Origin of the sequence: Isoptericola sp. F-RaC21 (assembly GCF_038593535.1) — a bacterium.
Taxonomy (GTDB): Bacteria; Actinomycetota; Actinomycetes; order Actinomycetales; family Cellulomonadaceae; genus Isoptericola.
Genome location: NZ_JBCFYX010000001.1, coordinates 858,136 through 884,402 on the forward strand (window position 1 = coordinate 858,136; position 26,267 = coordinate 884,402).

Annotated in this window: 25 protein-coding genes; 12 read left to right on the top strand and 13 right to left on the bottom strand. The window is 76.3% G+C overall.

The window, feature by feature from the left end:
* Positions 1–11: 11 nt before the first annotated feature.
* From AAG589_RS04010 to AAG589_RS04040, 7 genes are all read right to left on the bottom strand, one after another.
* The gene (locus AAG589_RS04010; RefSeq protein WP_430565940.1) at positions 12–1,046 is read right to left on the bottom strand and encodes a diacylglycerol/lipid kinase family protein; all 1,035 of its coding nucleotides are present in this window, start codon (positions 1,044–1,046) and stop codon (positions 12–14) included.
* Between the two features lie 28 nt (positions 1,047–1,074).
* Positions 1,075–1,815, bottom strand: coding sequence for a twin-arginine translocase subunit TatC (gene tatC, locus AAG589_RS04015; RefSeq protein WP_430565941.1), 741 nt, complete (start codon positions 1,813–1,815; stop codon positions 1,075–1,077).
* Between the two features lie 36 nt (positions 1,816–1,851).
* On the bottom strand, positions 1,852–2,190 hold the full coding sequence (gene tatA, locus AAG589_RS04020; protein ID WP_430565942.1) for a Sec-independent protein translocase subunit TatA: 339 nt from the start codon (positions 2,188–2,190) through the stop codon (positions 1,852–1,854).
* Between the two features lie 145 nt (positions 2,191–2,335).
* Positions 2,336–3,790, bottom strand: a complete 1,455-nt coding sequence (locus AAG589_RS04025; RefSeq protein WP_430565943.1) for an aldehyde dehydrogenase family protein — start codon at positions 3,788–3,790, stop codon at positions 2,336–2,338.
* A 57-nt stretch (positions 3,791–3,847) separates the two neighbouring features.
* Entirely contained in the window at positions 3,848–4,243 is a 396-nt protein-coding gene (locus AAG589_RS04030; RefSeq protein ID WP_430565944.1) for a hypothetical protein, read from the bottom strand.
* A 5-nt stretch (positions 4,244–4,248) separates the two neighbouring features.
* A complete protein-coding gene (locus AAG589_RS04035; protein ID WP_430565945.1) occupies positions 4,249–5,268 on the bottom strand; it encodes a helix-turn-helix transcriptional regulator in 1,020 nt (339 codons plus the stop codon).
* Positions 5,261–6,364, bottom strand: a complete 1,104-nt coding sequence (locus AAG589_RS04040) for a helix-turn-helix transcriptional regulator (RefSeq protein WP_430565946.1) — start codon at positions 6,362–6,364, stop codon at positions 5,261–5,263. The genes AAG589_RS04035 and AAG589_RS04040 overlap by 8 nt, the downstream gene beginning before the upstream one ends.
* A gap of 34 nt (positions 6,365–6,398) precedes the next feature.
* Here AAG589_RS04040 and AAG589_RS04045 point away from each other — a divergent pair, with 34 nt between their 5' ends.
* Genes AAG589_RS04045 through AAG589_RS04080 form a run of 8 tightly spaced genes read left to right on the top strand, consistent with a single transcriptional unit; the run spans position 6,399 to position 13,375 of the window.
* Entirely contained in the window at positions 6,399–7,685 is a 1,287-nt protein-coding gene (locus tag AAG589_RS04045) for a DUF3866 family protein (RefSeq protein ID WP_430565947.1), read from the top strand.
* 9 nt (positions 7,686–7,694) lie between these two features.
* Entirely contained in the window at positions 7,695–8,438 is a 744-nt protein-coding gene (locus AAG589_RS04050) for a DUF4129 domain-containing protein (RefSeq protein WP_430565948.1), read from the top strand.
* Between the two features lie 26 nt (positions 8,439–8,464).
* Positions 8,465–9,019, top strand: coding sequence for a hypothetical protein (locus AAG589_RS04055; RefSeq protein ID WP_430565949.1), 555 nt, complete (start codon positions 8,465–8,467; stop codon positions 9,017–9,019).
* Positions 9,016–10,011 carry an AAA family ATPase gene (locus tag AAG589_RS04060; protein WP_430565950.1) on the top strand — a complete coding sequence of 332 codons (996 nt, stop codon included), beginning with the start codon at positions 9,016–9,018 and terminating at the stop codon, positions 10,009–10,011. Before AAG589_RS04055 ends, AAG589_RS04060 begins: the two co-directional genes overlap by 4 nt.
* Before the next feature lie 7 nt (positions 10,012–10,018).
* The gene (locus tag AAG589_RS04065) at positions 10,019–11,371 is read left to right on the top strand and encodes a DUF58 domain-containing protein (protein ID WP_430565951.1); all 1,353 of its coding nucleotides are present in this window, start codon (positions 10,019–10,021) and stop codon (positions 11,369–11,371) included.
* Positions 11,368–11,955 carry a hypothetical protein gene (locus AAG589_RS04070; RefSeq protein ID WP_430565952.1) on the top strand — a complete coding sequence of 196 codons (588 nt, stop codon included), beginning with the start codon at positions 11,368–11,370 and terminating at the stop codon, positions 11,953–11,955. The genes AAG589_RS04065 and AAG589_RS04070 overlap by 4 nt, the downstream gene beginning before the upstream one ends.
* Positions 11,956–11,996: 41 nt before the next feature.
* Entirely contained in the window at positions 11,997–12,629 is a 633-nt protein-coding gene (locus AAG589_RS04075; RefSeq protein ID WP_430565953.1) for a Dps family protein, read from the top strand.
* Between the two features lie 59 nt (positions 12,630–12,688).
* Positions 12,689–13,375: a GNAT family N-acetyltransferase gene (locus AAG589_RS04080; protein ID WP_430565954.1), complete on the top strand. Its 687-nt coding sequence runs from the start codon at positions 12,689–12,691 to the stop codon at positions 13,373–13,375.
* A 149-nt stretch (positions 13,376–13,524) separates the two neighbouring features.
* On the opposite strand, the gene AAG589_RS04085 is transcribed toward AAG589_RS04080, so the two are convergent.
* The gene (locus AAG589_RS04085) at positions 13,525–14,235 is read right to left on the bottom strand and encodes a hypothetical protein (RefSeq protein ID WP_430565955.1); all 711 of its coding nucleotides are present in this window, start codon (positions 14,233–14,235) and stop codon (positions 13,525–13,527) included.
* Between the two features lie 75 nt (positions 14,236–14,310).
* Here AAG589_RS04085 and AAG589_RS04090 point away from each other — a divergent pair, with 75 nt between their 5' ends.
* Positions 14,311–15,030 (top strand): IMPACT family protein, encoded by a 720-nt coding sequence (locus AAG589_RS04090; protein WP_430565956.1) that lies wholly within the window; start codon positions 14,311–14,313, stop codon positions 15,028–15,030.
* A 56-nt stretch (positions 15,031–15,086) separates the two neighbouring features.
* Here the strand turns inward: AAG589_RS04090 and AAG589_RS04095 are convergent, their stop codons facing one another.
* Genes AAG589_RS04095 through AAG589_RS04105 form a run of 3 tightly spaced genes read right to left on the bottom strand, consistent with a single transcriptional unit; the run spans position 15,087 to position 18,245 of the window.
* A complete protein-coding gene (locus AAG589_RS04095) occupies positions 15,087–16,514 on the bottom strand; it encodes a UTP--glucose-1-phosphate uridylyltransferase (RefSeq protein WP_430565957.1) in 1,428 nt (475 codons plus the stop codon).
* 50 nt (positions 16,515–16,564) lie between these two features.
* Positions 16,565–17,185 (bottom strand): L-threonylcarbamoyladenylate synthase, encoded by a 621-nt coding sequence (locus AAG589_RS04100; RefSeq protein WP_430565958.1) that lies wholly within the window; start codon positions 17,183–17,185, stop codon positions 16,565–16,567.
* 52 nt (positions 17,186–17,237) lie between these two features.
* Positions 17,238–18,245 (bottom strand): threonine ammonia-lyase, encoded by a 1,008-nt coding sequence (locus AAG589_RS04105; RefSeq protein ID WP_430565959.1) that lies wholly within the window; start codon positions 18,243–18,245, stop codon positions 17,238–17,240.
* A gap of 94 nt (positions 18,246–18,339) precedes the next feature.
* Between AAG589_RS04105 and AAG589_RS04110 the strand changes: the two genes are divergently transcribed.
* From AAG589_RS04110 to AAG589_RS04120, 3 genes are all read left to right on the top strand, one after another.
* Entirely contained in the window at positions 18,340–19,299 is a 960-nt protein-coding gene (locus tag AAG589_RS04110) for a LysR family transcriptional regulator (RefSeq protein WP_430565960.1), read from the top strand.
* A gap of 9 nt (positions 19,300–19,308) precedes the next feature.
* A complete protein-coding gene (locus AAG589_RS04115; protein WP_430565961.1) occupies positions 19,309–20,790 on the top strand; it encodes a lipase maturation factor family protein in 1,482 nt (493 codons plus the stop codon).
* 221 nt (positions 20,791–21,011) lie between these two features.
* A complete protein-coding gene (locus AAG589_RS04120; protein ID WP_430565962.1) occupies positions 21,012–22,079 on the top strand; it encodes a pectinesterase family protein in 1,068 nt (355 codons plus the stop codon).
* A 380-nt stretch (positions 22,080–22,459) separates the two neighbouring features.
* On the opposite strand, the gene AAG589_RS04125 is transcribed toward AAG589_RS04120, so the two are convergent.
* Positions 22,460–24,325: an ABC transporter ATP-binding protein gene (locus AAG589_RS04125; RefSeq protein WP_430565963.1), complete on the bottom strand. Its 1,866-nt coding sequence runs from the start codon at positions 24,323–24,325 to the stop codon at positions 22,460–22,462.
* On the bottom strand, positions 24,322–26,202 hold the full coding sequence (locus AAG589_RS04130) for an ABC transporter ATP-binding protein (RefSeq protein ID WP_430565964.1): 1,881 nt from the start codon (positions 26,200–26,202) through the stop codon (positions 24,322–24,324). Before AAG589_RS04130 ends, AAG589_RS04125 begins: the two co-directional genes overlap by 4 nt.
* Positions 26,203–26,267: the final 65 nt, after the last annotated feature.

Here is a 26,267-nt window from a genome sequence, read left to right on the forward strand (position 1 = left end):
TGGCGCGCCGGTCAGCAGGGCTCGACCAGCACCCGTAGCGCGTGCGCCCGCACCTCGACCCGCAGCGGCAGCGGGCCCAGGCGCTCGCCGTCCGCGTGCGCGACCGGCAGGGGGCGCTCGCCGGCCGCCCAGGCGTCCGGGCCGGGCTCGACGGTCACGGCCCGCGCCCGCACGAGGTGCACCTTGCGGCGCCGCACGTGCCCGCCGGTGAACATGCGGGGGAAGACGGCGACGGCTCCGGCCTTGGACAGGTCGGTGGCGACCAGCACGTCGAGCAGGCCGTCGTCGAGGGACGCCGCGGGCGCCACCCGGATGCCGCCGCCGATCTGCGGCCCGTTCGCCGCGGTGACGAGCGCCGCACGGCCGGTCCACGTCGCGGTCCCGGCCGGCCCTGGGCGCAGGCGCAGCGCGGTGCCCGCCCCGGCGTCATGGTCGGCGTCGTGGTCGGCGACGCCGTCGAACGTGAGCCGGTAGGACCAGGGCCGGTAGCGCGCCAGCTCGAGCGCGGCCGCGACGGTGTACCGGGCGCTGCCGCGCGGGTGCCGCAGCTGGTTCGCGCGGGCGTTCACGGCGGCGTCGAGGCCGGCCGAGACCGCGCCCGCCACCCAGCGGGGCCCGCCGTCGAGCCCGGGGCCGGTCGCCAGCGCGGCGTCGACGGGGCGCCGTCCTGCGGGGCCGGCGTCCAGCGCCCGGCACAGCGCGGCGCCCGCGGCGGCCGGGTCGCGCACGGGCAGGCCGAGCGTGGCGGCGAAGTCGTTGCCCGTGCCCACCGGGACGATCCCGAGCGGGACGTCGGTGCCGGCGACGGCCTGCGCCCCGAGGTGCACCATGCCGTCGCCGCCCACCACGACGAGCGCGTCGACGGGCGCGGCGGGCCCGTGCGTCCCTCCGGTCCCGTCGACGGCCGCCCGGGCCCGGGCGAGCGCGACGGCGGCGTCCGGCCCGGAGAGGTCGACGACGTCGTGCCCCGCCCGGCGCAGCCCGGCAAGGACGCCCGTGCCGGCGTGCGCGGCCCGCCCCTTCCCCGCGGTCGGGTTGACGACCACGCCGAGGCGCAGCCGGCGCGGCCCCGTCTCAGACAGTGGGGGCGACCCTGCGCTTGTCGACGCGCCGGTCGTGCAGCACGCACAGCCCGAGCGCGCCGAAGTACAGCACGCAGATCGGCAGCGCCACGAAGATCATCGTCAGCGCGTCGGGCGTCGGCGTCATCACGGCGGCGAACACGAACGCGACGAGCACCGCCCACCGCCAGCCCTTGGCGAGCGTCTCGTGCCGCAGCACCCCGGCCATGTTCAGCCCGACCAGGAACACCGGCGACACGAACGCGATGCCGAACGCCAGCACCAGGCGCATGACGAAGCTGAGGTACCCCTGCGCGTCGGTGAAGTTCACCGCCCCGTCCGGGACGAACCCGGCGAGGATGTCCACGGCGTGCGGCAGCACCCACCACGCCAGCGCGGCGCCGCCGAGGAACAGCGGGACCGCGGCGCCGAGGAACCCGTAGGCGTACCCCTTCTCGCGCCTCGTCAGCCCGGGGGTCACGAAGGCCCACAGCTGGTAGAGCCACCACGGGCACGTCACGATGACGCCGAGGAACAGCGCGACCTTGATCTTCATGTCCAGCGCCGACGCCATGCCGGTGAAGTTCAGGGCGATCGTCTTGCCCTGCTCCTGCGCCGCCGCCGACAGGGGCGCCTGGAGTGCGGCGAGCAGCGGTTCGTACAGGACCCATCCGGCGACCGCACCCACCACGAGGCCGCAGGCGGCGAGGAAGAGCCGCTTGCGCAGCTCCAGCAGGTGCTCGCGCAGGGGCATGCGCCCCTCGGGGTCCCGGGAGTTTCCGGGCACCGACTACGCCCGCGGCTGCTTCGGGTCGATGAGACCCGGGATCTGGTCGTTGCCGTTGCTGCCGGCGCTCGGGGTGCCCGACGGCGGCTGCGCCGTGGGGGCCGTCGACGCGGGCGGCGCGGACTGAGCGGACTGAGCGGACGGCGCCTGCGCCGTCGGGTCCGCCGGCGGCTCGTTCGAGTCGTTGAGCTTGCCGTCGTCCGTGAGGTCCTTGACCTCCTTCTTGAAGATCTTCAGCGACTGGCCGACGCTGCGCGCCAGGTCAGGGAGCCTGCGCGCCCCGAACAGCAGCAGGATCACGACCACCAGCACGATGATGTGCCAGGGCTTGAGCATGCCCATGAGAATGGCTCCTCGTTCTCGTCCGCCCGTGAGCGGGGGTGTGTCGTGGTCAACCCTAGTGGGTCCCCGCGGCGGCGAAGGTGACGGTCAGGTGACGACGCGCCGCTTGCGGGCGGCGGGCCATGGGGCGGGGTGGACCGCACGGTCAGAACGGGTACCCCTGCACCCGGGACTGCACCGTGACCCACTGCGTCTCGGTGAACGCCTCGACGTTGGCGTCGTGACCGCCGAACCGGGCGCCCGTGCCCGAGGCCCCGACGCCGCCGAACGGCGCCTGCGCCTCGTCGTCCACGGTCTGGTCGTTGACGTGCACGATCCCGGCGGGCAGCCGGTCGGCCAGCTCGTAACCGGCGAACGCGTCCGTGGTGAGGACGGCGACCGACAGCCCGTACTCGCTGCCGCGTACCAGCTCCACCGCCTCGTCCACGTCGTCGAACGCCAGCACCGGCGCCACCGGGCCGAACACCTCCTGCGCGAATGCGGGGTGCTCCGGCCGCACCCCGGACAGCACCGTGGGCGCGTAGTACCGGTCGGTGTACGTGCCGCCGGCCTCGAGCCGGGCACCCGCGTCGAGCGTCGCGGTGACGAGGTCGTGCACGCGGTCGCGCTGGTGGTCGTCGATGAGCGGCCCGAGCGGGGCGCCCGAGGCGGGGTCCCCGGCCACCAGGGCGCGCGCCGACGCCGCCAGGCGCTCCACGTACTCGTCGTGCACGTCGGCGTGCACCAGGTGCCGGCCCGTGGTCATGCAGATCTGCCCCTGGTGCAGGAAGGAGCCCCACGCGCCCGCGGACGCCGCGGCGGCGACGTCGACACCCGGCAGCACGATCATCGCGTTGTTCCCGCCGAGCTCGAGGTGCACCCGCTTGAGCAGCCGGCCCGCCGTCGCCCCGATGGCGCGCCCCGCCGCCGTGGACCCGGTGAACGACAGCAGCGGCACGTGCGGGTGCTCCACGAGCGCCGTCCCGACGTCCGACCCGCCCGGCAGCACGGCGAGCACCCCCGCCGGCAGGCCCGCCTCCTCCAGCACCGCGGCCAGCAGCAGCCCGCCGCTGACCGCCGTGCGCGGGTCGGGCTTGAGCACCACCGCGTTGCCGAGGGCCAGCGCCGGCGCCACCGACCGGGACGACAGGATGGCGGGGAAGTTGAACGGCGAGATCACCCCCACCACGCCCACGGGGCGCCGTCGCGCCAGGGACAGCCGGGGGCGTCCCGACCGCAGCAGCTGCCCGTACGGCACGAGCGCCGTCGCCGCCGCCTGGTGCAGCTCGGCCACGACGAGGCCCACCTCGAACGCCGCCTTGCCGTGGGCGGAGCCCGCCTCGTCCGCGAGCCACCGCTCCAGCACGTCCCGGTGCGTCTCGAGGAGCGCGGCGGCCCGCCGCAGCACGGTGGCGCGCTCCTCGGCCGGTCGGGCCGCCCAGTCGGCCTGCGCCGCGCGCGCCGTCTCGACCGCCCGGTCGACGTCGGCCGGCGACGCGTCCGCGACCGTCGCGAGCGTCTCCCCGGTCGCGGGCGAGACGACGGGCCGCGTGCCCGCCAGCCGTGCCCAGCCGCCGACGTACGCGGCGGCCTCCCAGGTCTGCGGTGCGAAGAACGTCATCGTTCCCTCCCGGGTGCGTCGGGTGCCGCACCGGCCGGTGCGGCGGGTGGTGGGAGGCTAGCGCCTCCGCGCGGGCGTGCGGGACCGCAGCCCGGCGTGGGCGGCCTTGTCCGCGGTGCGGGCGGCGAGCCAGCTCTCGGAGTCCCAGCGGCGCCACGTCGTGGCCTGGCGCTCGCGGCGTACCGCGGCCCGCTCGGCCTTGAGCCGGCGGCGCTCGGCCACGCGCTCGCGGAGCACCACCGGGTCGTCGAAGAGGGTGGGCGACGTGTCGACGCGGTGCGCCTCGGCCTCGGCGACGGCGGCGGCGATGCGGTCGGCCGACGACCCGAGCACCTCCCCGGCGCGGGAGGCCTCCCGCAGGGCGCGCATGCCGGCGCGCCACAGGTGACGTCCGAGGAAGAACGCGCCCACGAGGGTCGCGACGACGAGCACCGCCCAGATCCAGCCCCACATGCCGGTCAGCCTACGGTCTCGTCGGTGGTGCGGTCGGTGCCGTCGGCGCCGGTCGCCGCGTAGGCGGCGAGCGCGGCCCGGGCGGACTGCGCGACGTCGCGCGCCACCTCGGGCGGGTCGACGGCGACGACGTCGGGCGCGTTGGCGAGCAGCAGGCGCCGCAACCACGCCGGGTTCGTGACCCGCAGCCGCACCTCGACGGTGCCGTCGGGCAGGTCGCGCACCGACTCGGCGGGCACCTCCTCGGCGACCCACCGGGCGGCGGACGCGAGGCGCAGCGTCGCGGCCGGCGCGCCGCGGTGGGCGACGGACGCCCACACGTCGGCGCCGAGGTCGCCCGCCACGGCGACGTCGCGCTCGGCCGCCGGCTCGTCGAGCACTCGCGCGTCGAGGATGCGGTCGACCCGGAAGGTGCGGCGCCCGTCCACGCGCAGGCACCAGCCCACCAGGTACATCGCGCCGTCCTGGGTGAGCAGCCGCAGCGGGTCGACGTCGCGCTCGCTGGTCACGTCGGCGGCGTTGACGTACCGCAGGTGCAGGCGGCGGCCCTCGGCGAGCGCGGTCGTGACGGCGGCGACCACCTCCGGGTCGCCCTCGCCCTCGAGCTGCACGTCGACGGCGCCGGCGGCCTCCCCGGTCGCGGCGGTGAGCTTGTCCAGGGCCGAGGCGACGACGGCGGCGCGCCGCCGGTCGGCCTGCACCGCCGGGGAGGCGTGCATCGCGCGCAGCGCGGCGACGAGCGCCACCGCCTCCCGGGTACCGAGGCGCAGCGGCCGCGTCATGCCGCGCGCCTGCGTGAGGGACACGACGCCGTCCTCCAGCGAGAACGCGTCGAAGTCGATGAGGTCGTCCGGCATGTACCCCGGGGTGCCGGACACCCACAGCGCGTCCACGTCCTCGCGCACCTGCCGCGGCGTCACCCCGAACCGGTCCGCGAGCTCCTCCACCCGCACCGGGCCGGCGCCGTCGAGGAACGCCACCAGGCCCAGCAGCCGCACCAGCCGGTCGTCCGCCCGCTCAGCCATCGGTCGTCTCCCCCGCACCCTCGCCGCCGTGCCCGTCGCTGTCGGGCCGGGCGCCGTCGAGGCCCGCGGCCGCCTCCAGCCGGCGCAGCACGTCCGCGCGCAGCTGCGCCGGCTCCAGCACCACGACCGCCGGCCCGTACCCCGCCACCTCGTCCGCGAACGCCGACAGGCTGCGGAACTCCACCTCGAGCACGTCCCGCCCGTCGTCGGTCGCCGACCGGGTCTCGCCGGGCTCGACCGGCGGTGGGGCCACCGCGCGGGCCCGCAGCGCCTGCGCCCGCTCGGGCACCACCGCGAGCCGTGCCCGCTGCAGCGCCCCGACACGCTCGCCCAGCATCGCGTCCACGTCCACCGCGTCGGGCACGTCGAACGCCCCCGCCTGCGACCCGACGCGCACCTTGCCCGCGATCCGCGACAGCCGGAACACCCGCGCGGCGCCCCGGGCCCGGTCGAAGCCCACCAGGTACCAGCCGCTGCCCCGGGCCGCGATGCGCCACGGCTCCACGTGCCGCGTCAGCTCCTGCCCCGTGCTCGCGGCCCGGTACCGGAACGACACGTCCCGCCGCTCCGAGACCGCCTCCAGCAGCGGCACGTAGGCGTCGCCGGCCGCCCGTACCCGAGGCGCCAGGCCGGCCACCGCGTCCGCGGCGACCTCCCCCGCCCCCGCGGCCCGCAGCTTCGTCATCGCGCGCGACATGTCCGTGCGCAGCGTCTTGTCCGACCACAGCTGCGCCGCCAGCGCGACCACGCCCAGCTCCGCCGGCGTCAGGTCCACCGCGCCCAGCGCGTACGCGTCGTTGTCGATCCGGTAGCCGACCTCGTCGCTGTGCCCGCCCGCGTCCACCGTGACGATCGGGATGCCCAGCGCCCGCAGCGTGTCCTTGTCGCGCTCGAACATCCGCTCGAACGCCTCCGTCGACGGCGCGTCGCCGTACCCGGCCACCCCCGCGCGCACCTGCTGCTTCGTCATCGACGCGCTCGTGTTCACCAGCGCGATGACGAGGTTGAGGAGGCGCTCGGCCGGGGGCGTGCCGCGCGACGACGGCGCGGGGTCGGACGGCGCGGCGGGAGCCGGGTCCACGGGGTTCGCAGGCATCGGGACCAACCTAGCCGCCGGTAGCCTCGGACGGGTGACGACAGCGCCGAACCACGCCCAGCCCCCCGCGCCCCGCGACGGCGCCCCGACCGAGCCAGCCACGAAGCCCGCCGGGCACGTCACCTGGCGCACCGGCACCGTCACCGCCCGCGGCGCCGCGTGGACCGGCGCCCGCGAGGTCACCGTGCGCCTCGACGCCCCCCTCCTCGCCCGGGACCTCACCACCGCCCCCGGCGAGGTCCGCGGCCTCGCCTACACCGCCCTCGTCGGCGACCCCGACGTCGGCGACCGGCTGCTGCTCAACGTCTCCGCCCTCGCCCGCGGCCTCGGCACCGGCGGGTACGCCCTCGTCGTCGGCCCCGCGGGCGAGACCGTCACCACCCTGCCCGCCGACCCCCCGCCCGGGCCCGGCCACCTCGTCAAGGCCCGCTACACCCCCCTGCAGGCCATGGTCCTCGGCGTCGACGAGCAGGAGTCCGCGCACCACGACGCCCTCCGCGACGCCGACGACCTCGCCGGCCTCCCCGTCGTCGTCGCCGACCTGCACTCCGCGCTCCCCGCCGTCGTCGCCGGCGCCCGCCACGCCGCCGACCTCGCCGGCCGCCCCCACCCCCGCGTCGCCTACGTCATGACCGACGGCGGAGCCCTGCCCGCCGCCTTCTCCCGCACCGTCGCCACCCTGCGCGACGCCGGCTGGCTCGAGGTGACCGTCACCGTCGGCCAGGCCTTCGGCGGCGACCTGGAGGCCGTCACCGTGCACACCGGGCTCCTCGCCGCCCGCCACGTCGCCGGCGCCGACCTCGTCGTCGTCACCCAGGGGCCCGGCAACCTCGGCACCGGCACCCGGTGGGGCTTCTCCGGCGTCGCCGCCGGCGAGGCCGTCAACGCCGCCGCCACCCTCGCCGGCCGCCCCGTCGCCTCCCTGCGGGTCTCCGGCGCCGACCCCCGCGACCGCCACCGCGGCGTCTCCCACCACAGCCTCACCGCGTACGGCCGCGTGGCGCTCGCGGCCGCCGACGTGCCCGTCCCCGCCCCCACCGCGGACCTCGAGGGCATGCCCGCCTGGGGACCGGAGCTCACCCGCCAGGTGCACGACCAGGCCGCCGCCCTCGCCGCCGCCCCCGCCGGGCACCGCGTCCTCGACGTCCCCGCCGACGCCGCCCTCCTCGACGCGCTGCGCCGCTCCCCCGCCCGCCTGTCCACCATGGGCCGCTCCCTCGACGGCGACCCCGCCGCCTTCGTCGCCGCCGCCGTCGCCGGCGTGCACGCCGCCCGGCTCACCCAGGGCACCGACACCCCGCCGGACAGCGCCACCCGATAGCGTCAGCGCATGGCCCCACCGACGCGGACCCCCCGCGCCGCAGCGCGCCGCGCCCTCGCGCCCCTCGCCGGCGCCGCGCTCGCCCTCCTCGTCGTGCTCGGGGCCGCCACCGCCACCCCCTGGCGGTTCCGCGCCCCCCGGATCGCCGTCCCCGAACCCGCCGCCTCCGACCCCGTCCAGCCCCAGGCACCCCAGCAGATCGTGCCCGGCGACGACGCACCACCCTCCACCGACGTCATCACCTGGGTCGTCGTCGCCCTCTCCGTCGCCGGCGCGGTGCTCGTCGTCGTCCTCCTGTGGCTACTCGCCCGCCGCGTCGTGCGCACCCTCGCCACCCCTGAGGAGGACGACGACGGCGACGATCTCGCCCCCGGCCACGCCACCACCGCCACCCTCGGCGACGTCCCCCTGCCCGAGCTCCAGGACGCCGTCACCACCGCCCTCGCCCGCGTCGACGGCGCCGCCACCCCGCACGACGCCGTCGTCGCCGCCTGGGTCGCCCTCGAGGACGCCGCCGCCCGGCACGGCACCCGGCGCGACCCCGCGCAGACCGCCACCGAGTTCACGGCGCACCTCCTCACCACCCACCGCACCGACGGGCGCACCGTCCCCGCCACCGACGTCGACACCCTGCGCCGCCTCTACCAGCACGCCCGCTTCACCGACCGGCCCGTCCCGCCGGACGCCGTTCACGCCGCACGCACCGCCCTCACCCGCATCGCCCGCGCCCTCGACCCCGCCGGCCGCCCGTGAGCCCGCCCATGCCACCGGCGCCGACCATGCCGACCAGGCGCACCTCGCGCCTGCGCGCCCTCCTCACGACCGGCCTCCCGGCGCTCGCGGCCTGCGGGGCGCTCACCCTCACCGGGGTGCTGGACCTCCTGCACGCCGCGCTGCTCGTGGTGGTCGCCACGACGGCGGCCGTGCTGTGGCGGCGCCTCGACGACGGCGAGGAGGCCCCCTGGCCCGACGTCGCCCAGGACCGTCGCGAGGGTGCGCGCAACGACGTCAGCGAGCTGGGCTGGGCGACGTTCACCCGCAGCGGCGCCGTGGGCGACCGCGTGCTGCGCCGCGTGCGGAGCCTCGCGGCAGCCCGGCTCGCCGCGCGCGGCGTGGACCTCGCCGCTCCCGGCGGCCGGGAGGCCGCCGCGCGCCTCCTCGGGTCCGACGTCGCCGACGGCCTACTCGCCCGGCGCCCGGTGAGCCGGCCCGAGGTGCACCGCTGGTTGGACGCGATCGACACCCTGCCCGGCGGCGCTCCGCCCGCCGCGCCTCGCCCACCGACGACCCGACCGACGACCCCCGACCGTCCCGCAGGAAGGCCCCAGAGATGACCGTCGACCCGCCCGCCGACCCGCGCCCCCTGCCCGTCGCCGAGGTGGCGGCGCTCGGCCGCCGCGTCCTGGACGAGGTCGGCACGGCCGTCGTCGGCATGCGCGACACGCTGGAGCTCGCCCTGGCCACCGTGCTCGCGGGCGGGCACGTGCTCTTCGAGGACGTGCCCGGGCTCGGCAAGACGCTCGCCGCCCGGTCGCTGGCCACCGCGCTCGGCCTCGACTTCGCGCGCCTGCAGTGCACGCCGGACCTGCTGCCCAGCGACATCACGGGCTCGTCGGTGTTCGACCCGGCGAGCCGCGAGTTCGTCTTCCGGCCCGGCCCGGTCTTCACGGGGCTGTTCCTCGCCGACGAGATCAACCGCACCCCGCCGAAGACGCAGTCCGCGCTGCTCGAGGCGATGGCGGAGCGCCAGGTCTCCGTGGACGGCGCCAGTCGGCCGCTGCCGCGCCCGTTCCACGTCATGGCCACCTCCAACCCCGTGGAGTACGAGGGCACCTACCCCCTCCCGGAGGCCCAGCTCGACCGGTTCATGGTCCGCCTCGAGGTCGGCTACCCCGACCGTGGCCAGGAGCAGGAGGTGCTGCTGCGCCGCGTCGCGCGGCGCCAGGAGGCGGCCACCGTCCGCCCGGTCGTCGACGCCGCGACCGTGCTCGGCATGCAGGCCGGGGTCGAGACGACCGAGGCGGACCCCGACGTCGCCGGCTACTGCGTCGACCTCGCCGCGGCCACCCGCACGCACGGGGCGCTCGAGGTGGGCGCCTCGCCGCGCGGCTCGCAGAACCTCCTGCTGTTGGCGCGCGCGGTCGCCGTGCTCGACGGCCGCGACTTCGTGCTGCCGGAGGACGTCAAGCGGGTGGCCGTCCCGGTGCTCGCCCACCGGCTCACGCTCACCCCGACCGCCTGGGCGTCGGCGGTCCGCGCCCAGGACGTCGTCACGGAGCTCCTCGGCTCGGTGCCCGGGCCCGCCACGGTGGGCGGCCGGGGGTGACGCCCGCATGACGGAGGGCACGCCAGAGAGCACACCCGTCGGTGCGACGGGCGTGTGGCGCCGGAGCCCGCAGGCGGTGGCCGGCCTGGGCACGGGTGTGCTCGTGCTGGGGCTGGGGCTGCTGGCCGGCCGGGCGGACGTCGCGCTGCTCGGCGTCGCGCCGCTCCTGGGTGCGCTGTGGGCGGGGCGGCCGGGGGCCTGGCGGTCCGGTGCGCCGGAGCGGGGCACGGGCGTCGCGATCGACCCGACCCCGGGCACCGGCCCCGGCGAGCTCACCGCCGTCCTGCGCCTCGACCCGGCCCCGGGGGCCGAGCTCCTGCACGCCCGCGTGTCCGCGCCCGGGCACCGCACGGCCGGGGTGGTCGTCGCCGCGACCGCCCGCGATCTGCCGCTCACCCTGAGCACCGTGCGCACCGGTCCGCAGCGCACCTTCCACGTCGACGCCCGCGGGTACGGCGCGGGCGGCACGACCGCCCAGGACCCCGTCGCGGTCACCGCGCCCGACCGCCTCGTGCTCCCCACCGCGATGCCGCTCGGGCGCGTGCCCGTGCCCCGGCGGCTGCGCGGGCTCACCGGCCCGCACACGTCCCGGCGCCTCGGCGACGGCGACGAGCTGCGCGACGTGCACCCGTTCGCCCCCGGCGACCGGCTGCGCCGCATCGACTGGCGCACCACCGCGCGGCGGTCCCCCGACCTGGCGACGCTGTACGTACGGCGCACCTACGCGACGGCCGAGGCCACGGCCGTGCTCGTGGTCGACTCGCGCGACGACGTCGGCCCCGACCTGCGCACCTGGCGCGGCACCGGCCCCCAGCGGGTGGACGAGCCGACGTCCCTCGACCTCGCCCGGCACGCCGCGGCGTCCGTGGCCGAGGCGCTCGTCACCGCCGGCGACCGGGTCGGGGTGGACGACCTCGGGCGGCGCCGCCGCCCGCTGCCGCCCGCCGCGGGCCGCCGCCACCTGCGCCGCGTGCTGCACGCGCTGGCGCTGAGCCGCCCCGTCGGCGCCCCCGGCCGCCGGCTGCGCGCCCCGCAGGTTCCCGCCGACGCCATCGTGTACCTGTTCAGCACCGTGCTCGACGACGAGCCGGTCGACCTCGTGCGGGCGTGGCGCGCCGCCGGGCACCCCGTGGTGCTCGTCGACACGCTGCCCGACGTGCGCGGCGCCCGGGAGGAGCACATGCGGCTCGCCTGGCGCGTCACCCGGGCCGAGCGCGACGACCGCCTGCGCCGGATGGCGGCCGAGGGCGTGCCGGTCGTGCGCTGGGCAGGCGACGCGCGCCGGGAGGCCGCCCTCCGCCTCGAGGCGCTGGTCCGCGCCGACGCACGGCACCACCGCGGCGGGGTGGGGGCGCGATGAGGCGGACCCTGCCCGCCCGGCTGCGGGCCTGGTGGCGGTCGCGGTACGACACCGGGCGACCGCTGCCCGTCGTCGGGGTCACGCTGGGCCGACACGTGCCCGGCGTGGCGCTCCGTGCCCTGTTCGTCGTCGCCGTCGCCGGCCTGCTGCTCGCCGCGGGCGCGCGGACCACCCTGATCACCGAGCTGTCCGTCGCGATCGCCGCCGTCGTCACCGTGTGGGCGGCCGTCCGCCCCGGTCCTGCCCCGGCGCACGTCGCCCTCCTGGCCGCGGCGCTGCTCCTGCTCGGCTCCGCCGCCGCGCCGTTCGACCCCGCGGTGGTGTGGCTCGCCCCGCTCGCGTACGTCGTGACCCGGCTCGGGTGGTGGGCGTCGCACGTGGCCGCGGCTGACCGGGTGGAGCTCGCGGCCCTGCGGCACGTCGCGGCGCGCGACGCCGTCGTCCTCGCGGTCGCGCTCGTCATCGGCGGTGCGGCCTGGTCGCTGGCCGACCGCCAGGTGCCGTGGCTCGTGGCCCTCGGCGTCGCGGCCCTGGCCGCGCTCGCGTGGACCGCCGTCCGGCGTGACGATGGCGAGGCGCGCTGACCGTCACGGCCGCGCCGACCCGACGAGGACGGAGACCCCCGATGGCTGACCGCAACACCCCGCTCTACACGGTGCCCTCGCTCACGCCCCAGCAGGGCGGCAAGGTGGCCGCCATCCTGCAGGAGCGGCTCAACTCCCTGACCGACCTCCACCTGACCCTCAAGCACGTGCACTGGAACGTGGTCGGCCCGCACTTCATCGCCGTGCACGAGATGATCGACCCGCAGGTCGACGCCGTCCGGGCCATGACGGACGCGATCGCGGAGCGCATCGCGACCCTCGGCGTCTCCCCCGTCGGGACCCCGGGCGCGCTCGTCGCCGCGCGCACCTGGGACGACTACGGGCTCCGCCGTGCGTCGGCGATCGAGCACCTGGGTGCCCTGGACGAGGTCTACCAGGGCGTGATCACCGCCCACCGCAAGGCCGCGAAGGACACCGAGTCCCTCGACGACGTGACGAACGACCTCCTCATCGGCCACCTGCACGACCTCGAGCTGTTCCACTGGTTCGTCCGCGCCCACCTGGAGAGCGCCGGCGGCGACCTGTCGACCGCCGGGGCCACCACCGAGAAGGGCGCCGCCCGCAAGGCCGGGGCCACCACGCGGTCCGGCGGGGCCACGAAGGCTGCGGCTGCGAAGCCCGCGGCCAAGAAGGCGTCCGCCAAGAAGAAGTAGGCACGAGGTCCGGAGGGGTGCCGCGCCGGTGCGCGGCACCCCTCCGGCATGATGACCCCGTGATCCGTGCCTACCGAGCCACCGACCGTGCCGCCGTCGCCGAGGTCTGCGTCCGCACCGCCGCCGGCGGGTCCGACGCCCGCGGCCTCTACTCCGACGACCTCCTCATGCCCGAGGTCTTCGCCCTCCCCTATGTCGAGTACGCACCCGAGCTCGCGTTCGTCGTCGTGCGCCCCGACGGGGAGGCCGGCGAGGAGGCCGCCGCCGACCCGGCAGACGACGTCCTGCGCGTCGACGACGGGCGGCTGACCGGCTACGTCATCGGGGTCGCCGACACGCGGGACTTCGTGGCCTGGTGGGAGCGGGCGTGGGGCCCCGGGTTCGCCGAGCGCCACCCGGCGGCCGGCACCTCGCCCGCGGGGCGCGAGCCGCGCTTCACCGAGGCCGCGCTGCTCGACGCCGGCGCCGACCCGGGCCGGATGGTGCGCGGCCTGACCGACGACGAGCTCGACCGCTATCCCGCGCACCTCCACATCGACCTGCTCCCCGAGAACCAGGGCCGCGGTCTCGGCCGTGCCCTCATGGACACGCTGCGCGCCGCGCTCGCCGAGCGCGGCGTCCCCGGCGTGCACCTCGGGATGGACCCGGGCAACACCCGCGCCCGGGCGTTCTACGACCGGTACGGGTTCCACGAGCTGCCGTCACACTCCCCCGGCGTGCCGCTGCTGGGCATCGCGACCTCCTGACGCAGCCCCTGCCGCGTGGCTTCCCCGCGCGGCAGGGACGGAGCCAGGACAACGGGGGCGGCTTCGCAGCGTGCGAGGCCGCCCTTCGGCGTCCGTGCTGGGCGGTGAGGGACTCGCGGAGCACCTTGGGTGTCGAGACGCTTGGCACACTATTTTCCTGATGACGCCTCGGCCTCGTCGGCGAGCGGAGCGAGCTCCCTGCCGAGGTCGGGCACGCCCGCGTCGACCCAGGCCCGGCGCACCTGCTCGAACCTCGTGGGCAGCGGCGCCCGCACCGCCCCGTACCGGGCGTTCGTCCGGTGGACGAACCGTCGCCACGAGAGCACCAGCCCCTGCCGCGTGATGGGCAGCCCGCTCGCGACGGTGGTGCCGTGGTCGTGCGTGTGGTGCACGGTGAGCAGCAGCGCGCGGGGCACCGAACCCTCCAGCTCGGCGGCGAGCTCCTCCCGCACGACCATCCAGTGCCGCAGCAGCAGCACCACCTCGGGGGGCAGCCGGTGCTCCCGCAGGGTCCGGTGCTTGCCGTGCCGCAGCAGCACCCTCCCCTCCCCCGCGTCCCGCGTGCCGCCGACCCGCCCGCGGCGCGCGGCGGCGTCCGGGTCCGGGCCCAGGTCGAGGTCCTCGGCCCGCACGCGCAGCAGGTCCCCGTACCGCGCGCCCGTGGCCCGGGTGAGGCCGGCGATCACCGCCAGGCGCACCACCTCGGGCTTCCCTCCCGGGCGCATCGCCTCCACGGACAGCTCGCGCCACACCCACTCCGCCTCGTCCAGCGTCACCGTGGGGCGCGGGTACCGGGCGACGGGCGCCGCGGCAGGGCCGCCGGGTTCCGGGTCGGGGGTCTCCCCCGTGCTCTGCGTCATGGGTCGATCCTGGCGCTTGGCACACTTTTTCTGAGGACGCCGCCCGGCGTGTCGCGGGCGACGTAGCCTCGTGCGGTGAGCCGACCCGACCGCCCCGCCCGAGCGACGCTCCCCGACGTCCACCACGTCGGGCTCCCGGGCACGCTGGCCGCCGCCGTCGACCACGAGCTCGTGGTGAAGAAGTCGCGCTTCCTCGCGCACCTCGCGCCCGCCCGGAGCATCGAGGAGGCGGACGCCGTCGTCGCCCGTCTGCGCAAGGAGCACTGGGACGCACGGCACCACTGCACGGCCCTCGTCGTCGGCACGCACGCCGACCAGCAGCGCTCCTCCGACGACGGCGAGCCCTCCGGCACCGCGGGCGTGCCCATGCTGGAGGTGCTGCGCCGCCGCGGCCTCACCGACGTCGTGGCGGTCGTGACGCGGTACTTCGGCGGCGTCCTGCTCGGGGCGGGCGGCCTGGTGCGGGCCTACTCCGGGGCGGTGGCCGAGGCGCTCGACGCGGCGGCCGCCCAGGGCGCCCTGCGGCGACGCGAGCTGCTCACGGAGGTCACCGTCGACGTCCCGCACGCGGACGCCGGGCGCGTCGACCACCTGCTGCGCGACTGGGCGACCACCCACGACGCCGTCCTGGAGGAGCCGTCGTACGGCGCCGTCGCCCGGCTGGCGCTGCTCGTCCCGCCGGCCGCGCTCCCCCGCCTGCGCGAGGACCTGGCCGCCGCGTCAGGCGGCGCCCTCGTCCCCGTCGCGGGCGCCGACCGCGTCGTCGACCTCCCCGCCGGTCAACAGGTCCGGTGATTGAGCCTCTCGAAATCCAGGAACCGGGTTTCGACAGGCTCAACCAACGGGGTGGGTCACGCCCGGACGCCGTCCGCGGTGACCGTCGCGCCGTCGGGCACGGTCGCGGGCTCGCCGGCGTCGGCCAGCGCGGCGTCGCCCTCGGCCGTCACGCCGGCACCGAAGGTCCAGTCCCCCTCGACGGTCAGCGACGACGCCCCGCGCAGCGACGGCGCGCCCGCGGCGAACCGCTCGTCGAACGCCGCGATCGGCTTGTAGGTCTTCGAGAGCTTCACCAAGGGCGCGTCGACCTGGGCGACGAGGCGGTAGTCCGCGGTCAGCTCGTACACGTCCGAGCGCATGAGCAGCAGGTCGCCGGTGGTCTTCACCGGCAGGAAGCGCTCGCGTCCCACCTCGATGGCCGTCGCGCCCTCGAAGACGGCCACGGCGGCGCCCATGGCGGACTCGATCTGCACGACGGCGGGCGACGACGCGTCGGTCGGGTCGACCGTCTTCTCGTTGCGGATCAGCGGCAGCTCGAGCACGCCGCCGGTGCGGTCCAGCTCGGCCGCGAGCGCCTCCAGGTCGAACCACAGGTTGTTGGTGTGGAAGTACGGGTGCACCGTCGGGTCGAGCGAGACCTCGACGTCGTCGGGGTGGGTCTGCGCGGTCTCGCGCTGCACGATGCGGCCGTCGCTCTTGCGCACCACGAGCTGGCCGCCCTTGACGTCGGCGGGCGACTTGCGGCACATCTCGGCCGCGTACGGGGCGCCGGACGCGGCGAACCACGCGGCGATCGCGCCGTCGGGCGCCGCGCCGAGGTTGTCGGAGTTGGAGACGCTGGCGTACCGGAAGCCCGCGTCCAGCAGGGCGCGCACGACGCCGGAGGCGTGCAGCGCCGGGTAGAGGTCGCCGTGCCCGGGCGGGCACCACTCGAGGCTCGGGTCGGTGGGCCACTCGACCGGCTCGAGCGTGTCGGCGCGGAGCTTCGGCTCGCGGTTCTGCAGGAAGTCCACGGGCAGCCCGTCGACGGCGAGGTCGCCGTACGGGGCGAGCGCGGCGAGCGTGTCGTCCCGGGTGCGGAAGGAGTTCATCAGCACCAGGGGCAGGCGGGCGCCGGTGGCGGCCCGGGCCGCGCGCACCTGGCGGACGATGACGTCGAGGAAGGACAGCGCGCCGCTCTCGTCGTCGGAGCCGCCGTCGGGCGCGTCGTCGCGCACCGTGAGCAGCGACTTCGCCCTGTCCATGCCCATCGACGTGCCGAGGCCGCCGTTGAGCTTGATGATCGCGGTCCGGGCCAGGGCATCCTGCGCGTCGGCCTCGGAGACGTCGAGGTCGGCGTGCCGCGGCAGGTCCACCAGCGGCTCGACGTCCGCCTCCCGGACGAGCCCCGTCTCCCCGGACTCGAGGAGGCGGTAGAAGCGCGTGAAGGTCTCGATCGCGGCGGGGGCGACGCCCTCCGCCTGCATCTTGGATCGGGCCAGGGCAAGTCCGCGGTCGCTCATGGGCAGCACCCTAACCGGGGCCCGGGGCCCGCGTGCGGGGTGTCCGGGCGCTACTCGAACCGTGACGGGTCGCCCGCCCCGACCCGGACGACGTCGGGGTACCCCTCGGACCAGTCGACCACCGTGGTGGGCTCGGCGAGCACCTCGCCGGCGTCGACCACGGCGTCCACCACGTGGTCGAGCTCCTCCTTCACCTGCCAGCCGTCGGTGAGGGGCTGCTCGGCGCCCGGCAGGATGAGGGTGGACGACAGCAGCGGTTCCCCGAGCTCGCGCAGCAGGGCCTGCACGACCCGGGAGTCGGGGATGCGCACGCCGATGGTCTTCTTCTTGGGGTGGGCGAGGCGCCGCGGCACCTCGGGGGTGGCCGGGAGGATGAACGTGTAGGGCCCGGGGGTGGCGGCCTTGATGGCGCGGAAGGCGTTGTTGTCGAGGCGCACCAGCTGGCCGAGCTGCGCGAAGTCCAGGCACACGAGGGTGAAGTGGTGGTGCGCGTCGAGGTGGCGGATCTGCCGGATCCGCTCGGTGCCGTCGTGCTGCCCGACGCGGCAGCCGAGCGCGTACCCGGAGTCGGTCGGGTAGGCGACGAGCGCCCCCTCGCCGAGCATCGCTACGACCTGGGAGACCGCGCGCGGCTGCGGGTCGACCGGGTGGACGTCGAAGTAGCGAGCCATGCCCGGCAGCGTATCCCCGGGCCCCGCTCCCCCACCCGGTGAGAGCGGTCGGTCAGACGGCGAGGGCGCGGCGGAGCTCGGCCTCGCTGGCGTTGCCGCCGGAGCAGACGACGCCGACGCGACGGCCGGCGAACGCGGCGGGGTGGGTGAGGACGGCGGCGAGGGCCGCGGCGCCGGCCCCCTCGGCGACGGTGCGCGCGCCCGTGAGGTAGAGGCGCTGGGCGGCTGCGATCGCGTCGTCGTCCACGAGCAGGAAGTCGGCCAGCCGCTCGCGCAGCACGGCCTGGGTGAGGGCGAACCCGCACCCGACGGCGAGCCCCTCGGCGCGGGTGGCGTTGGCGGCGGTGCGCAGCTCCCCCGCGCGCCAGGAGTCGTGGGCGGCCGGGGACGCCGCGGCCTGCACGGCGACCACCCGCAGCCCGGGCGCCAGCGCGGCCGCGACCAGACAGGCGGCCGCGGCGCCCGAGCCGCCGCCCACCGGCACGACGAGCACGTCGAGGTCCGGCGCCTGCTCCAGGAGCTCGAGCGTCGCGGTGGCCACGCCGGCGACGAGGACCGGCTCGTTGGCCGCGCCCACGAGGCGCGCCTCGGTGGCGTCGGCCACCTCGCCGGCGCGGGCGCGGGCGTCGTCGAAGGTCGCGCCGTGCAGCACGACGTCGGCCCCGAGGTCGCGTACCGCCCGCTCCTTGAGCGGGTTCGGCCCCTCGGGCATGACGATCGTGCACGCGGTGCCCGTGCGCCGGGCGGCGTGGGCGAGCGCCTGGGCGTGGTTGCCGGTCGAGTAGGCGACGATGCCGCGTCGGCGGGCCGCGTCGTCGAAGCCCAGCAGGAGGTTCAACGCCCCGCGCACCTTGAACGCGCCCGTGTGCTGCAGGTTCTCGTGCTTGACGACGACGCTCGCTCCGGCGGCCCCCGCCGCGGCGACGGCGCGGTCCAGCTCGGGGTGCGCCAGGGCGGGCGTCCGCACGACGAGCCCGTCGATCCGGCGGGCCGCGGCCAGCACGTCGCGCATCGTCGGCGGCGTGGGCGCGGCGGGGGCGGGCTGCTGCGTCGTCGTCATCTCCTCAGGATCGCCGCGGCGCGACCGATAGGTCCAATGCCTGTTCTGACTGCTCGTCATCGATACGACCGATGAATCGTCGTAGGCTGTCGCCGTGTCCGTCGAGCCCGCGCCCCCACCCCACCTGGACCTCACGCGCCTGCGCGTCCTGGCCGCCGTCGCACGCACCGGGTCCGTGACCGCGGCGGCGCGCGAGCTGCACTACGCGCAGCCGTCGGTGAGCCACCACCTCGCGCGCCTCGAGGCCGAGGCGGGGATCGCCCTGCTGCAGCGCGCCGGCCGCGGCGTGCGGCTCACGGAGGCCGGCCGCCTGCTCGCCGCCCGCGCGGAGGAGATCCTCGGCCGGGTCGAGGGCGCGCGCCGCGAGCTCGACGCCCTGGTCGGCCTCCGCGCCGGCCGCGCCCGGCTGGCGGCGTTCCCGTCCGCGCTCGCGACCCTGGTGCCCGCCGCGGTGGCCGGCCTGCGGGCCGCGCACCCCGGGCTCGGCGTCGGGCTGGTCGAGGCCGAGCCGCCCGAGGCCGTCGCGGCGCTGCAGGCCGGCGACGTCGACGTCGCCCTGGTCTTCCGGCACACCGACGCCCCGCACGCCCGGCCCGCCATGGACCTGTCCCGCTTCGAGGTCACCGTCGTGCACTCCGAGCCGATCACGCTGGTCCGGCGGGCGGCCGACGCGACGGCTCCCGGGACGGAGAGATCGGACGGCCCCGCGGACGGGCCGCCGCCGCTGGCCGACCTGCGCGACGCCGCCTGGATCGCGGGGTGCGAGCGGTGCCGCGCCGACCTGGTCGCGCGCTGCGCCACCGCCGGCTTCGACCCGCGCATCGCGTTCGAGACCGACGACTACGTGGCCGTGCAGGCGCTCGTCGCGTCGGGCGCCGGCGTGAGCCTCCTGCCGTCGCTCGCCCTGCGCGCGCACCGCAACCCCGACGTCGTGGCCCAGCCCCTGCCCGGCGCCACCCGGCAGGTGCTCGCCCTCACCGTCGGGGCGCCGACCCCCGCGGCACGCGCCCTCGTCGAGCGGCTCGTCGAGGCGGGGGACGCCGCCCGCGACTAGCGTGGAGGCGTGCCCGAGCAGCTGGGACGGCAGCTGACGGAGCTCACGGGCTGGTGGGCCGCCGCCGACTACGACGTCGCGCGCGAGGTGCTGCAGCGCGGCGTCGGGGCGCTCCTGTGCCTGGCCTTCCTGCAGGCGCTCGGCCAGTTCCGGCCGCTGCTCGGGGACCGGGGGCTGCTCCCCGTGCGGCGGTTCACCGCACGGGTCCGGTTCCGCGACGCGCCGTCGCTGTTCCACCTGCACTACTCCGACCGGCTGCTGGTCGCGGTGGCGGTGCTCGGGGCCGCGGGGGGCGCCGCCGTGGTGGTAGGGCTGCCGCAGACCGGGCCCTGGTGGGTCACGACCGTCGTCCTGCTCGTCCTGTGGGCGGGGTATCTCTCGATCGTCTCCGTGGGCCAGCGGTTCTACGCGTTCGGCTGGGAGACGCTGCTGTGCGAGCTGGCGTTCCTGGCCGCCTGGTTCGGCTCCCCCGCCGTGCCCGTGCCGTTCCTGCTGGTGCTGGCGGCCCGCTGGCTGCTGTTCCGGCTGGAGCTGGGCGCGGGCCTCATCAAGTGGCGCGGCGACCCGGCGTGGCGGAACCTCACCGCCCTCGACTACCACCACGAGACCCAACCCATGCCCGGCCCGTTCAGCTGGCACGCGCACCACCTGCCCCGCTGGTGGCACCGCACGGAGGTGGTGGGCAACCACGTGACGCAGCTGCTCGTACCGTGGCTGCTGTGGCTGCCGCAGCCCCTGCCGAGCGTGGCGGGCGGCGTCGTCGTGCTCACCCAGGGCTGGCTGGTGCTCACCGGCAACTTCGCCTGGCTGAACTGGGCGACCATCCTGCTGGGCGCCGCGACGGTGTCCGACGACGTGTGGCGCGCGCTCCTCGGGGTCGGCCCGGGGGCCGCAGACGTCGTCGCGCCGACGCCGCCCGGGTACCTCGTCGTCGTGGCGCTCGTGGTCCTGGTCCTCGCGGTGCTGTCGGTGCGGCCCGCGCTCAACCTCGCCTCGTCGCACCAGAAGATGAACACGAGCTTCGAGCCGCTGCGGCTCGTGAACGCGTACGGGGCGTTCGGCAGCGTGACCCGGCACCGCGACGAGGTGATCGTCGAGGGCACGCTCGTCGAGCGGCCCGGTCCGGACGACTGGCGCGAGTACGCGTTCCGCGGCAAGCCGGGCGACGTCCACCGCCGCCCGCCCCAGGTGGCGCCGTACCACCTGCGGCTGGACTGGGTGCTCTGGTTCGTGCCGCTCGGCGCGGCCGCGCCCTGGCTCCCGCGGCTGTGCGAGCGCCTGCTGCAGGCGGACCCGGCGACGCTGCGCCTGCTGCGGCGCGACCCCTTCGACGGGGCCCCGCCGCGGTGGGTGCGGATGCGCCTGTTCCGCTACCGGTACACGACGCCCGACGAGCGTCGCCGCTCCGGCGACTGGTGGGTGCGGCGCGAGATCGAGGTGATCGTCGCCCCGGTCGACCTCGCGCTCTTGTCCCGCCTCGGGCGGTCGTGACACGATGCCGAACGACGGGGAACCGGTTTCTCGCCCCGTCGGTCCACCTCACCGCGGGTCGACGGCGACCCGCCCGAGCCCCGGAGGCAGCGTTGCCCGCACCGCACGAGAGCTCCACCCCAGGACCCGACTGCGCCGGCCATGGCAGGCCCGGCAGCGGGCTCCCCACCGATCCCGGCGCCGGCCGCCACCCGCAGCCCCGCACCGTCCGACGCCGGTCCGTGCTGGCCCTGCCGGGGGCGTTCGCGCTCGGCGCGGTGCTCGCCTCGGCCGCCCCGGCAGCCGCCGGCGGCGCCGTGTCCCACACGCGCGCGGCCGCGGGCGCCCGCATCGTGGTCGCGGCCGACGGGTCGGGCGACGTCGCGACCCTGCAGGAGGCCGTCGACCTCGCCCCGGCCGGGTCCGCCGAGCGGGTCGAGATCCTCGTCCGCCCCGGCCGGTACCAAGGCCGCGTCGAGGTCGGGGCGGACAAGGTCAACCTCACGGTCGTGGGGTCGACGGGCGACCCCGAGGACGTCGTCATCACGGACGACCGCGCCGCGGGGACCCCGAAGCCCGGCGGTGGCACCTGGAGCACGACCGGCAGCGCCTCGGTCACGGTGTCGGGCGCGGGCTTCGAGGCCCGGCACGTCACCTTCGAGAACGCGTTCGACGAGGCCGCCCACCCCGACCTGTCCGGGCACCAGGCGGTGGCCGTCAAGACGCGCGCCGACCGGGTCGTGTTCGAGCACTGCCGGTTCCTCGGCAACCAGGACACCCTCTACCTGGACACCCCCAGCGCCGAGGTCCCGGCCCGCGTCTACGTGACGGACAGCTGGATCGAGGGCGACGTCGACTTCGTCTTCGGGCGGGCGACGGCCGTCATCGAGGGCTCCCGCATCAAGGCGCTGAAGCGGGACAGCACCCCGAGCGGGTACGTGTTCGCCCCGAGCACGTCCGCCGGCTTCGCGCACGGGTTCCTCGTCACCGGCTGCCGGTTCCTGTCGAACGCCGGCACCGGGACCTACTACCTCGGCCGACCGTGGCACCCGAGCAGCAACCCGGACACCGACCCCCGGGTCGTGGTCCGCGACTCGTGGCTGGGCGTGCACCTGCAGCGCGACGACGTGTGGTCCACCATGTCCGGCTTCGACTGGAACCCGGGCAGCAACGCCGAGCACGCCAACACCGGCCCCGGCGCCCTCACCGGCGCCGGGCGCCCGCAGCTCACCGCCGCCCAGGCCGCCGCACACACCCGCGAGGCGTACCTCGCCGGCGACGACGGCTGGGCACCCTACGACGTCGGCTGAGCCCACCGACCCGGACCGTGGCGAGGTGCCCGGCAGCTCCGGAGCACCTCGCCACCTCCCGAACTACCTCGCGAAGCCTCGAACTACCTCACGGGCTCCCGAACTACCTCGCGAGGAATCCAACTACCTCGGCAAGCCCCGAACTACCTCGCGAGCTCCCGAACTACCTCACGAAGTCTCGAACTACCTCGCGCGCTCCCGAACTACCTCGCGGGGTCGATCCCCCGTGCGGCCGTGAGCCGGAAGCGGACGAGCCGGCCGAGACGTTCTTCGCGGGGACGTATCCCTCCCGAAGTGGAGGGCGCCCTGGCGCCCGTGAACGCGTCCCCGCGAAGAACGTCTCGGCCGGCTCGTCCCGCAACCACAGCCCGCAACCACAGTCACACGAGCGAGTCCTGCCACGCGGCGTTGAGCGCCGCGTAGTGCCCGTCCCCCGCCGCCAGCTCGTCGGGCGTGCCGTCCTCGATCACGCGCCCGTGCTCCATGACGAGCACGCGGTCGGCGATCGCGACCGTCGACAGCCGGTGGGCGATGATGATCGCGGTGCGGTCGGCCAGCAGCGTCTGCAGGCCGTGCTGCACCAGGCGCTCGCCGGGGATGTCCAGCGAGCTCGTGGCCTCGTCGAGCACCAGCACCGCCGGGTCGGCGAGGAACGCCCGCGCGAACGACAGCAGCTGCCGCTGCCCCGCCGAGACGCGGCCGCCGCGCTTGTTGACGTCCGTGTCGTACCCGTCGGGCATGTCCATGATGAACTCGTGCGCCCCGACGGCGCGGGCGGCGGCCTCGATGTCCTCCTGCGGGGCTCCGGGCCGCCCGAGGGCGATGTTCTCCCGCACGGACCCGCTGAACAGGTACGCCTCCTGCGTGACCATGACGACGGCGCGCCGCAGGTCGGTCGTCGACAGGTCGCGCACGTCGACGCCGTCGAGGAGCACTCTGCCCTCGCTCGCGTCGTAGAACCGGGTGACCAGCTTGGCGAGCGTCGACTTGCCGGCGCCCGTCGTGCCGACCAGCGCGACCGTCTGGCCCGCCGGGAGGGTGAGGTCGAGGTCGGGGAGCACGACGGGCCCGTCGCCGTAGCGGAACGTGACGTGGTCCAGCTTCAGCGCGCCGCGCGCGTGCGGCAGCGCCACGGGGCGACGCGGCTCGACGACGGTCGGCTCCTCGGCCAGCAGGCCGGACACCTTCTCGAGGGCCGCCGTGGCGGACTGGAAGGAGTTGTAGAAGTTGCCGAGCTGCTGGATCGGCTGGAAGAACCGCTTCACGTAGAGCAGGGCGGCCACGAGCACGCCGACGTCGAGCGACCCGGAGTACACGCGCCAGCCGCCCACCGCGAGCGCCGCCGCGACCGCGATGTTGCCGATGAGCACGAGCCCGGGCTGGTAGCGCCCGTTGAGGCTGAAGGTCTTCAGGTTGGCGTCGCGGTACTCCTCGCCGAGGCGGCCGTACTCGGCCTCGGTGGTCGACTCGCGGCGGAACGCCTGCACGGCGCGCATACCGGTCATCGTCTCGACGAACTTCACGATGAGCCGCGCGGACGCGGTGCGCTGCTCGCGGTAGAAGACCTGCGAGCGCTTCTGGAACCAGCGGGTGAGGAGCCAGGCCGGCACGAGGGCGGCGGCCAGGACCAGGCCCGAGCGCCAGTCCAGCAGGAACAAGCTCAGCCCGGTGAAGATCATCAGCATGAGCGACGAGACGACGCCCGTCAGCCCGCCGTCGAGCAGCTCGCGCAGGGCCTCGAGGTCGGACGTCTGGCGGCTGATGATGCGGCCCGAGGTGTACGACTCGTGGAACTCCAGGCTCAGCAGCTGGGTGTGCCGGAACACGCGCCGCCGCAGGTCGAGGAGCACGCCCTGGGCGATGCGGGCGGCCTGCCGCACGTACGCGCCGGCGCACACGCCGCCGACGACGGCCGCGACCAGGTAGGCGGACCCGACGAGCACGAGGGTGCTCGCGTCCCCGTCCATCAGGTCGGGGACGGCGCCGTCGATGGCGAGCGACACGAGCCACGGCCCGGCCACCTGCCCGAGGGTGGAGACCACCACGAGGACGCCGGCGAGGGCGAGGGCGCCGCGGCGCGGCCGCAGCATCTCGCCCAGCAGGCGCATCGAGCGCGAGCGGACGGCCTGCGAGGTGGCCCGGTCGAGGCTGGTGGCGTCGTCGGCGGTGGCGTCGGTGGGGCGTCGGCGCCCCTCGTCGGGGTCGGGCGACGTGGGACCGGGCGCGGGCGTGCTGGGGCGGCTCACCGCTGGACCTCCTGGGTCTGTGCCTGCTCGGATGCCTGCTCGGACGCCTGCTCGGGGTCCTCCGGGCCGGAGTGCTCGGCGCACTCCTCCCAGTCCTGCTCCAGGCTGGAGATGACGTGCCGGTAGTGGGCGTCGGTCGCGAGCAGGTCGCTGTGCGTGCCCACCGCCGTGATCCGGCCGTCCTGCAGCACGGCGACGCGGTCCGCGAGCGCCACGGTGGACGGCCGGTGGGCGATGATCAGGCTCGTCGTGCCGTCCAGGACCTCCCGCAGGCGCGTGGTGACGGCCTCCTCGGTCGCGACGTCGAGCGCCGACAGCGGGTCGTCGAGCACGAGGACGGCAGGGCGAGCCGCGATGGCACGGGCCAGGGCGAGCCGCTGCCGCTGCCCGCCGGACAGGGACAGGCCCTCCTCGCCGATGCGCGTCTCGACCCCCTGCGGCAGGTCGGCGACGAAGCCGGCCTGCGCCACCTCGACCGCCTCGTGCAGCCGGCGCTCGCGCTCGGCCTCGGGCACGGCGTCCGGGCCGGACTCGGGGACGCCGAGGAGCACGTTGTCGCGCACGGAGGCGGAGAACAGCGTGGGGTCCTCGAACGCGACCGCGACCGCGCGCCGCACGTCGTGCCGGCGCATGCGCCGCACGTCCACGCCGTCGAGCAGCATCTGTCCGCCCGTGACGTCGAAGATGCGCGGCACCAGCATCGCGAGCGTCGACTTGCCCGAGCCGGTGAGCCCGACGAGCGCCGTCGTGGTCCCGACGGGCAGCTCGAGGTCGACGTGCTCGAGGACGGGGCGCGCCGAGTCCTCGTAGCGGAAGGTGACGTCGCGCAGCTCGACGTGGCCGCGCGACGCGCCGACGTCCACGGGCTCGGCGGGGTCGCCCAGGGGGTTCGGGGTCTCCATGACCTCGCAGAAGCGGTCCACCGCGGTCCGCGCGTTGAGCGTCATCGACAGCGTCATGCCGAGGTCGACCACCGGGCCGTTGATGACGGCGGCCGTGAGGAAGAAGGCCACGAGGTCGCCGAGCGTGATCTGGCCGCGGGCGGCCAGCACGGACCCGAGCACCAGGCAGACGGCCAGCGTGACCTCGGGGATGAGCTGCAGCGACGTGGTGACCGTCGCCTGGTTGCCCGCCTTGCGGATCTCGGTCTGGCGCAGCTCCTCGGCCTGGCCGGTGAACGAGTCGAGCGCGTCGCGGCCGCGGCCGAAGGCCTTGAGCACCCGGATGCCGTGCACGGACTCCTCGACCGTGGTGGCCAGGTCGCCCGACTGGTCCTGGGAGAGCCGCGCGATGACGCGGTAGCGCCGCGAGAACCGGAACGCGATGACCGCGACCGGGATCGCCCCCGCGAGGTACACCAGGCCGAGCCACCCGGCGGTGGCCAGGAGGATCCCGACGCCGACGACGATCGTCACGGTGCTGACCACGAGCTGCAGGAGGCCGAAGATCAGCCAGCGGCGCAGCAGGCCCAGGTCACCCATGATGCGGCTGAGCAGCTGCCCGCCGGGCCAGCGGTCGTGGAACGCGACGGGCAGGTCCTGCAGGTGGCGGAACAGCGACATGCGCATCTCCGCCTCGATCCGCGTGCCGGGGTACATCACGAGGTTGCGGCGCAGCAGCACGAAGCCGGCCTCGGCGACGCCGAGGACGAGCACGAGGACGACCGGCACCACGAGGGCGCCGAGGTCGTGGGCGGCTGCGCCCTGCGCGAGCGGCCCCTCGACGAGGGCCTGCAGCACGCGCGGGATGGCCAGCGCGGCGAGGCTGGCGCCGAGGGCGGAGAGCAGGCCGCCGACCAGCCGCGGCACGGCCGGCCGGACGTACGGGTAGAGCCGGCGCAGCGACGCGATCGTCGAGAGCTCGGACCCCGCCGGCACGGCCGGGGCGGCGGGTGGACGGGGAGCGGAGGAGTCGGAGCTCCTCCTGGGACTGTCGGAGGGAT

Bases quoted from the DNA above. Each gene is read 5' to 3' on its own strand.
- AAG589_RS04085 (WP_430565955.1), bottom strand. From the start codon at position 14,235: ATGACGCAGAGCACGGGGGAGACCCCCGACCCGGAACCCGGCGGCCCT.
- AAG589_RS04105 (WP_430565959.1), bottom strand. From the start codon at position 18,245: ATGACGACGACGCAGCAGCCCGCCCCCGCCGCGCCCACGCCGCCGACG.
- AAG589_RS04055 (WP_430565949.1), top strand. From the start codon at position 8,465: ATGCCGACCAGGCGCACCTCGCGCCTGCGCGCCCTCCTCACGACCGGC.
- AAG589_RS04060 (WP_430565950.1), top strand. From the start codon at position 9,016: ATGACCGTCGACCCGCCCGCCGACCCGCGCCCCCTGCCCGTCGCCGAG.
- AAG589_RS04025 (WP_430565943.1), bottom strand. From the start codon at position 3,790: ATGACGTTCTTCGCACCGCAGACCTGGGAGGCCGCCGCGTACGTCGGC.
- AAG589_RS04040 (WP_430565946.1), bottom strand. From the start codon at position 6,364: ATGCCTGCGAACCCCGTGGACCCGGCTCCCGCCGCGCCGTCCGACCCC.
- AAG589_RS04030 (WP_430565944.1), bottom strand. From the start codon at position 4,243: ATGTGGGGCTGGATCTGGGCGGTGCTCGTCGTCGCGACCCTCGTGGGC.
- AAG589_RS04095 (WP_430565957.1), bottom strand. From the start codon at position 16,514: ATGAGCGACCGCGGACTTGCCCTGGCCCGATCCAAGATGCAGGCGGAG.
- AAG589_RS04065 (WP_430565951.1), top strand. From the start codon at position 10,019: ATGACGGAGGGCACGCCAGAGAGCACACCCGTCGGTGCGACGGGCGTG.
- AAG589_RS04075 (WP_430565953.1), top strand. From the start codon at position 11,997: ATGGCTGACCGCAACACCCCGCTCTACACGGTGCCCTCGCTCACGCCC.
- AAG589_RS04070 (WP_430565952.1), top strand. From the start codon at position 11,368: ATGAGGCGGACCCTGCCCGCCCGGCTGCGGGCCTGGTGGCGGTCGCGG.
- AAG589_RS04050 (WP_430565948.1), top strand. From the start codon at position 7,695: ATGGCCCCACCGACGCGGACCCCCCGCGCCGCAGCGCGCCGCGCCCTC.
- AAG589_RS04100 (WP_430565958.1), bottom strand. From the start codon at position 17,185: ATGGCTCGCTACTTCGACGTCCACCCGGTCGACCCGCAGCCGCGCGCG.
- AAG589_RS04035 (WP_430565945.1), bottom strand. From the start codon at position 5,268: ATGGCTGAGCGGGCGGACGACCGGCTGGTGCGGCTGCTGGGCCTGGTG.
- tatC (WP_430565941.1), bottom strand. From the start codon at position 1,815: ATGCCCCTGCGCGAGCACCTGCTGGAGCTGCGCAAGCGGCTCTTCCTC.
- tatA (WP_430565942.1), bottom strand. From the start codon at position 2,190: ATGGGCATGCTCAAGCCCTGGCACATCATCGTGCTGGTGGTCGTGATC.